The following is a 4,201-nucleotide window of genomic DNA, read 5'->3' on the forward strand; positions in this document are numbered from 1 at the left end:
ATGTCAACACACTACTCACTTTAATTGTAATTTTTAAAGCAGATTATCACTTGCGCTTTGGTTTTTCCCAGAAAAAAATCAATAAAATCAATGCAAAAGGTACTTCCCAGCGGGTTGGCTTCGTTGCGGGGCAGGCTAGCGCGAACTATCGCTAGCGACAGAATTTTCAAATTGACTGTACATTGTACACTTAACTCATTGATAAATAATTATTTAAATATGTACACTGTACAGTATGTGAAAAGTTTTCTTAGCAAAAAGTAATTTTTATTACTTGACAATTCTACAGTAATAGGTACCTTCGAATCAGGTGCCTAGAAAACACCTTACAATACCAAGCGGATTAGTTGCCGAAATAACTAGTCTTCTAAACATTAAAGATTTTGACTCATTATATGTGGTGGCATATAAAGGTCTTGTCGGGTGTAGTTATGCTATACAATACCCTTTATGGGAAAGGCGTAACGACGGACTTGGTACCGTGTTTTCTAGCACCCGGCACTCTTTTAAGAGTGTCAATAGAAAACCTCTATTACCAAGGAGTTCATCATGAACACACTTATAGAAATATCAGAACAGGTTATCGATCAAGAGATTGTTCAAACTGTTAATGCACGTGAGTTACACGCGTTTTTGGAGATTACATCAAAGTTTGCAGACTGGATTAAAAATCGTATTAAAGAATGTAACTTTCGAGAAAATATAGACTTTATAGGTTTTTCTAAAAATTTAGTAAAAGGTGGGCGCCCAAGCATAGAATACTACATTACGTTAGACATGGCTAAACATCTTTCTATGATAGAGCGTAATGATAAAGGGCATGAAGCGCGTCAATACTTTATCAAATGCGAACGGCTTTTGAAACAAGTAGCAACCCCACAAGTTGATTATTCCAAACCCGAAGCATTACTTGGTGTTTTGAATCACTTACAAAGTCAAATTGAGCAAAAGGATAACACCATTGCTAAATTAGAACCAAAAGCAGAAGCACTTGATGGTTTAAAACGCTCTGAGGGGGCTATGTGTGGCATCTTATTGTTTTTTATTCACGAGTGGTTGTTCAAGGAGCTTTTTGAGATCTTCTGAATTCATTGCCAGTAGGTGATTTAATGTAACGGTAGTGCGGACAGAGTTTTCTAAACGAGCAAGAATTTCACCCGTAAGGCTACGATGATTTGCTTCAGCAAGCTCTTCCAATTGATTTTTCAGTTCAATTGGAATGAGAAATTTAAATTGCACACGATCTTTTTTTGTCATGCACCTAAAATATACCTAAAATACACTTGACACAAGGTACCTTTATGGTACTAAATATGTGCATATGGAGGTAAAATGAAAACGATCCAATATAAAATAAATATGCCACATACATTAAAGGAGTGGTTGTTTAATCGGGCGACTGAGAATGATCGCTCTCTTTCATCTGAAATAATTAACATTCTCAAAAAAGAAAAAGCGCTAGAGCATAAGTCCGCAAAAACTCTCTCTAACGCTTTACATCTAACTAACCCGAAAGAGGTCAATTACAATGAATAATAGCACATACTTACCTATCAATAAAGACAAATTAATAAAATTACGAGAAGTCGAAAACGAGCCTCGTGTTCGCGATGTGGACTTAGCAGAAAAATTAGGGTTTGTTCGTACACGTGACGTTAGAAAATTAATTACAAGAAATATGCAAGAAATAGAACGGTTTGGGAGGTGCGCCACTGTGGCGCACGTAATAAAGGGCAATAACGTAACAGAATATTGGCTTAACGAAGAGCAGGCGTTATTGATTGCGACATTATCGAATACAGAAAAATCTTCTCAAGTCCGTTATATGCTTATTAAGTTATTTGTTGCATGGCGTAGGGGCGAGATAAAGCAATCCTATGTTCAATCGATCGACTACTCCAGTCCAGCAGTAATGCTTGGTGTCTTAACGCATTTAAAAGATGAAAATGAGCGGAAAGACAATATCATTGCTAAATTAGAACCAAAGGCAAAAGCACTTGATGGTTTAAAGCGTTCTGATGGTTTGTTTGGCTTAATTGAAGCAGCAAAAATGTTAGAGGTGCGACCAAAGGATTTAACGGATTACTTGCGTAAACATGATTGGGTGTATCGACGGGCTCCAGGGGCGCCTCTGTTACCTTATCAGGACAAGATCAAGAAAGGATTCATGGATTGCCCTGCTATTACCATTCAAAGACCGGATGGTACAGAAAAGGTGCTGCCTTCAACAAAAATCACATCTAGAGGATTAGCTTGTTTGAGAGAACAAATCCATGGAGGTGTACAATGAACACCAGTATCGACTTCTTATGCGATTTATGGATAGCTTTATATCAGTTTTCTAATGATGAAAATATTAATGAAAAAGAGTGTACAGCTCTGATTAACATCATGAGTTTGGTAGAAAAAGCTTTGATTTTCAAACTTCAAGATGAGGTGCCAAATATACTTAAAATCTTAACAGTTCTAACAGATTTTGGCGATTCAGAGTTTCCTACAGTTATGTTACCTTTATTGAAAGCTTACGAACCAAATTTGGAGCCTCCCATTAAAAAGGTTGCTTAAGTAAAACACATCTCCCCTCCCCGTTCTCAAAATGGGGAGGTGGTTTAAAGATCAAGTTTTGAATGGGAGCCCAGACGCACTAAAATCAATCGATCTTGACCAATCAAGCGATAAATCAACACTAAGTCAGGTCGAATATGGCAATCTCGATAATTGCTCCAATTCCCAGTCAATGCATGGTCATGATATCGAGGTTCTAAAGGTTGATCATTTGCTAATGCTGCAATGATTTTGCGCAAATCAGTATCTAAAAGATGCCGATACCGTCCTTTCATTTCACGCTTGAAATCACGTTTGAAGATGGTGGTACGTTCAATCGTCCGCATAGAGATCATCAAATAATTCATCTACGGAATGAAACTTTTTTAAGTTACCTTCCTCTAGTTCTGCAAAAGCCGCTATAGTTTCCGCATTAGGTTGAAACAAGAAGGACGGAATAGCTTTATCTTGTGCAATACGCGTCATCAACACTCTCACAACATCACTTACTGATAAACCTGAAGCTTGAATAACTTGATTAGCGATATTTTGAATTTCTTCTGGTACACGCGCTTGAACCATACGACTGGCAGCCATAATGACTTCTCCTCTTGTAGCTGTATTTCAATGTAATACAATTGAAGTTTAATTTCAACTATAAAGCACATTTTTTAGAGTGGCGAGATCGTTTGGCTTAACAACCACTTGCTTTTTTTAAGACTTCACCCATACGTGTTCGCCAATCTTTTCCTTGTTTTTTAAAAGAGGCAATAACATTTGGGTCGAGACGGAGAGTAACCGCTTGTTTGGGAGATTCAACGGGTGGACGCCCGCGTTTACGGCGTTCTTCTGTTACATACTTAAAAAAGGAGGCTGGTAAAACGTCTTTAGCTGGCTTTAAGCGTGCAAGTTCTTCATCTGTTAGTGGTGGGGAATCCACAGCGTCCCAATCTTCTTTTGTATAGCCACATCCTGTTTCAAAGGTTTTTTTGATAGTCATTGAAAACCTCTCTTTCTTTTTTATTCGCTTGACGAAAACTGATAATGGATATCGCTTCATTGCCAAGCTTTGCAAAAACAATAACTGTTGTGTCATCAGCAAAATGTCCAATAGCCTTCATGCGGTTTGAATGGGTTGCATCAATAAAAGCATGTTCCCAGTCAAAGTAAATAACATCGGCAAAATCAAGCTTATGTTTATCAATGTTTAAAGCTCTTTTTGGTTCATCCCACACTATCTTCATATATTTTATGTACACGAAAAATAAAACCTTGTCAATAATTAAAGTGTACAATAATTCGTATATACCATTCAAAATGGAGCAACTATGAATAAGAAAACGCGTAAGGGTCTATCGGTTCGTGCGTTTGCAAAAAAGATGGGTGTTTCACATAATGCGGTGGTTTCACGGATAAAGACAGGTAAATTTGATGCGGCTCTTTTTGAAGATGGTTCTGTCAATGAAGCGCTTGCAACAGCTATCTGGAATGAGAATCCAACAAAACACCCTGCCTCACTTTTAGCACCTGATGGACAACGGCGAACAAAGATCAAACAAGCCTCCACAGATGGAGCCAATGAATACAAGATAAAACTGGAGCGAATGCAAGTTGCGCTAGCAAAAGAAAAGATTGCTCTGGAAAAGTTACGCGAAAC

At 37.9% G+C, this 4,201-nt stretch carries 9 protein-coding genes and 1 pseudogene; 5 read left to right on the top strand and 5 right to left on the bottom strand.

Annotated features, from left to right (window positions below):
• Positions 1 to 549: 549 nt before the first annotated feature.
• On the top strand, positions 550 to 1,086 hold the full coding sequence (locus tag ACFIJK_RS08760; RefSeq protein ID WP_375627528.1) for an antA/AntB antirepressor family protein: 537 nt from the start codon (positions 550 to 552) through the stop codon (positions 1,084 to 1,086).
• Here the strand turns inward: ACFIJK_RS08760 and ACFIJK_RS08765 are convergent.
• Positions 1,033 to 1,257 carry an Arc family DNA-binding protein gene (locus tag ACFIJK_RS08765; RefSeq protein WP_375627529.1) on the bottom strand — a complete coding sequence of 75 codons (225 nt, stop codon included), beginning with the start codon at positions 1,255 to 1,257 and terminating at the stop codon, positions 1,033 to 1,035. The genes ACFIJK_RS08760 and ACFIJK_RS08765 overlap by 54 nt on opposite strands.
• 75 nt (positions 1,258 to 1,332) lie before the next feature.
• On the opposite strand from ACFIJK_RS08765, the gene ACFIJK_RS08770 reads away from it, so the two are divergent.
• Genes ACFIJK_RS08770 through ACFIJK_RS08780 form a run of 3 tightly spaced genes read left to right on the top strand, consistent with a single transcriptional unit; the run spans position 1,333 to position 2,565 of the window.
• Positions 1,333 to 1,536, top strand: coding sequence for an Arc family DNA-binding protein (locus ACFIJK_RS08770; protein WP_375627530.1), 204 nt, complete (start codon positions 1,333 to 1,335; stop codon positions 1,534 to 1,536).
• Positions 1,529 to 2,290: a phage antirepressor KilAC domain-containing protein gene (locus tag ACFIJK_RS08775; RefSeq protein WP_330168527.1), complete on the top strand. Its 762-nt coding sequence runs from the start codon at positions 1,529 to 1,531 to the stop codon at positions 2,288 to 2,290. The genes ACFIJK_RS08770 and ACFIJK_RS08775 overlap by 8 nt, the downstream gene beginning before the upstream one ends.
• On the top strand, positions 2,287 to 2,565 hold the full coding sequence (locus tag ACFIJK_RS08780) for a hypothetical protein (RefSeq protein ID WP_375613925.1): 279 nt from the start codon (positions 2,287 to 2,289) through the stop codon (positions 2,563 to 2,565). Before ACFIJK_RS08775 ends, ACFIJK_RS08780 begins: the two co-directional genes overlap by 4 nt.
• Before the next feature lie 44 nt (positions 2,566 to 2,609).
• Here ACFIJK_RS08780 and ACFIJK_RS08785 read toward each other — a convergent pair whose 3' ends face one another.
• The 4 genes from ACFIJK_RS08785 to ACFIJK_RS08800 all read right to left on the bottom strand — a co-directional run bounded on the left by ACFIJK_RS08785 (position 2,610) and on the right by ACFIJK_RS08800 (position 3,788).
• Entirely contained in the window at positions 2,610 to 2,891 is a 282-nt protein-coding gene (locus ACFIJK_RS08785) for a type II toxin-antitoxin system YafQ family toxin (RefSeq protein ID WP_375627064.1), read from the bottom strand.
• Positions 2,878 to 3,141: a type II toxin-antitoxin system RelB/DinJ family antitoxin gene (locus tag ACFIJK_RS08790; protein WP_004861501.1), complete on the bottom strand. Its 264-nt coding sequence runs from the start codon at positions 3,139 to 3,141 to the stop codon at positions 2,878 to 2,880. The genes ACFIJK_RS08785 and ACFIJK_RS08790 overlap by 14 nt, the downstream gene beginning before the upstream one ends.
• A 97-nt stretch (positions 3,142 to 3,238) precedes the next feature.
• Positions 3,239 to 3,544 (bottom strand): BrnA antitoxin family protein, encoded by a 306-nt coding sequence (locus ACFIJK_RS08795; protein WP_375618924.1) that lies wholly within the window; start codon positions 3,542 to 3,544, stop codon positions 3,239 to 3,241.
• Positions 3,522 to 3,788 carry a BrnT family toxin gene (locus tag ACFIJK_RS08800; protein WP_375627060.1) on the bottom strand — a complete coding sequence of 89 codons (267 nt, stop codon included), beginning with the start codon at positions 3,786 to 3,788 and terminating at the stop codon, positions 3,522 to 3,524. Before ACFIJK_RS08800 ends, ACFIJK_RS08795 begins: the two co-directional genes overlap by 23 nt.
• Before the next feature lie 84 nt (positions 3,789 to 3,872).
• Between ACFIJK_RS08800 and ACFIJK_RS08805 the strand changes: the two are divergent.
• A pseudogene (locus ACFIJK_RS08805) lies at positions 3,873 to 4,201 on the top strand (hypothetical protein); the annotation flags it as partial.

Source organism: Bartonella sp. PS17NMGDW (genome assembly GCF_042193555.1).
GTDB lineage: Bacteria > Pseudomonadota > Alphaproteobacteria > Rhizobiales > Rhizobiaceae > Bartonella > Bartonella grahamii.

What these genes read in the sequence shown, in the direction of transcription:
- ACFIJK_RS08795 (WP_375618924.1), bottom strand. Translation starts at nt 3,544, where the DNA reads ATGACTATCAAAAAAACCTTTGAAACAGGATGTGGCTATACAAAAGAA.
- ACFIJK_RS08760 (WP_375627528.1), top strand. Translation starts at nt 550, where the DNA reads ATGAACACACTTATAGAAATATCAGAACAGGTTATCGATCAAGAGATT.
- ACFIJK_RS08785 (WP_375627064.1), bottom strand. Translation starts at nt 2,891, where the DNA reads ATGCGGACGATTGAACGTACCACCATCTTCAAACGTGATTTCAAGCGT.
- ACFIJK_RS08765 (WP_375627529.1), bottom strand. Translation starts at nt 1,257, where the DNA reads ATGACAAAAAAAGATCGTGTGCAATTTAAATTTCTCATTCCAATTGAA.
- ACFIJK_RS08775 (WP_330168527.1), top strand. Translation starts at nt 1,529, where the DNA reads ATGAATAATAGCACATACTTACCTATCAATAAAGACAAATTAATAAAA.
- ACFIJK_RS08790 (WP_004861501.1), bottom strand. Translation starts at nt 3,141, where the DNA reads ATGGCTGCCAGTCGTATGGTTCAAGCGCGTGTACCAGAAGAAATTCAA.
- ACFIJK_RS08770 (WP_375627530.1), top strand. Translation starts at nt 1,333, where the DNA reads ATGAAAACGATCCAATATAAAATAAATATGCCACATACATTAAAGGAG.
- ACFIJK_RS08800 (WP_375627060.1), bottom strand. Translation starts at nt 3,788, where the DNA reads ATGAAGATAGTGTGGGATGAACCAAAAAGAGCTTTAAACATTGATAAA.
- ACFIJK_RS08780 (WP_375613925.1), top strand. Translation starts at nt 2,287, where the DNA reads ATGAACACCAGTATCGACTTCTTATGCGATTTATGGATAGCTTTATAT.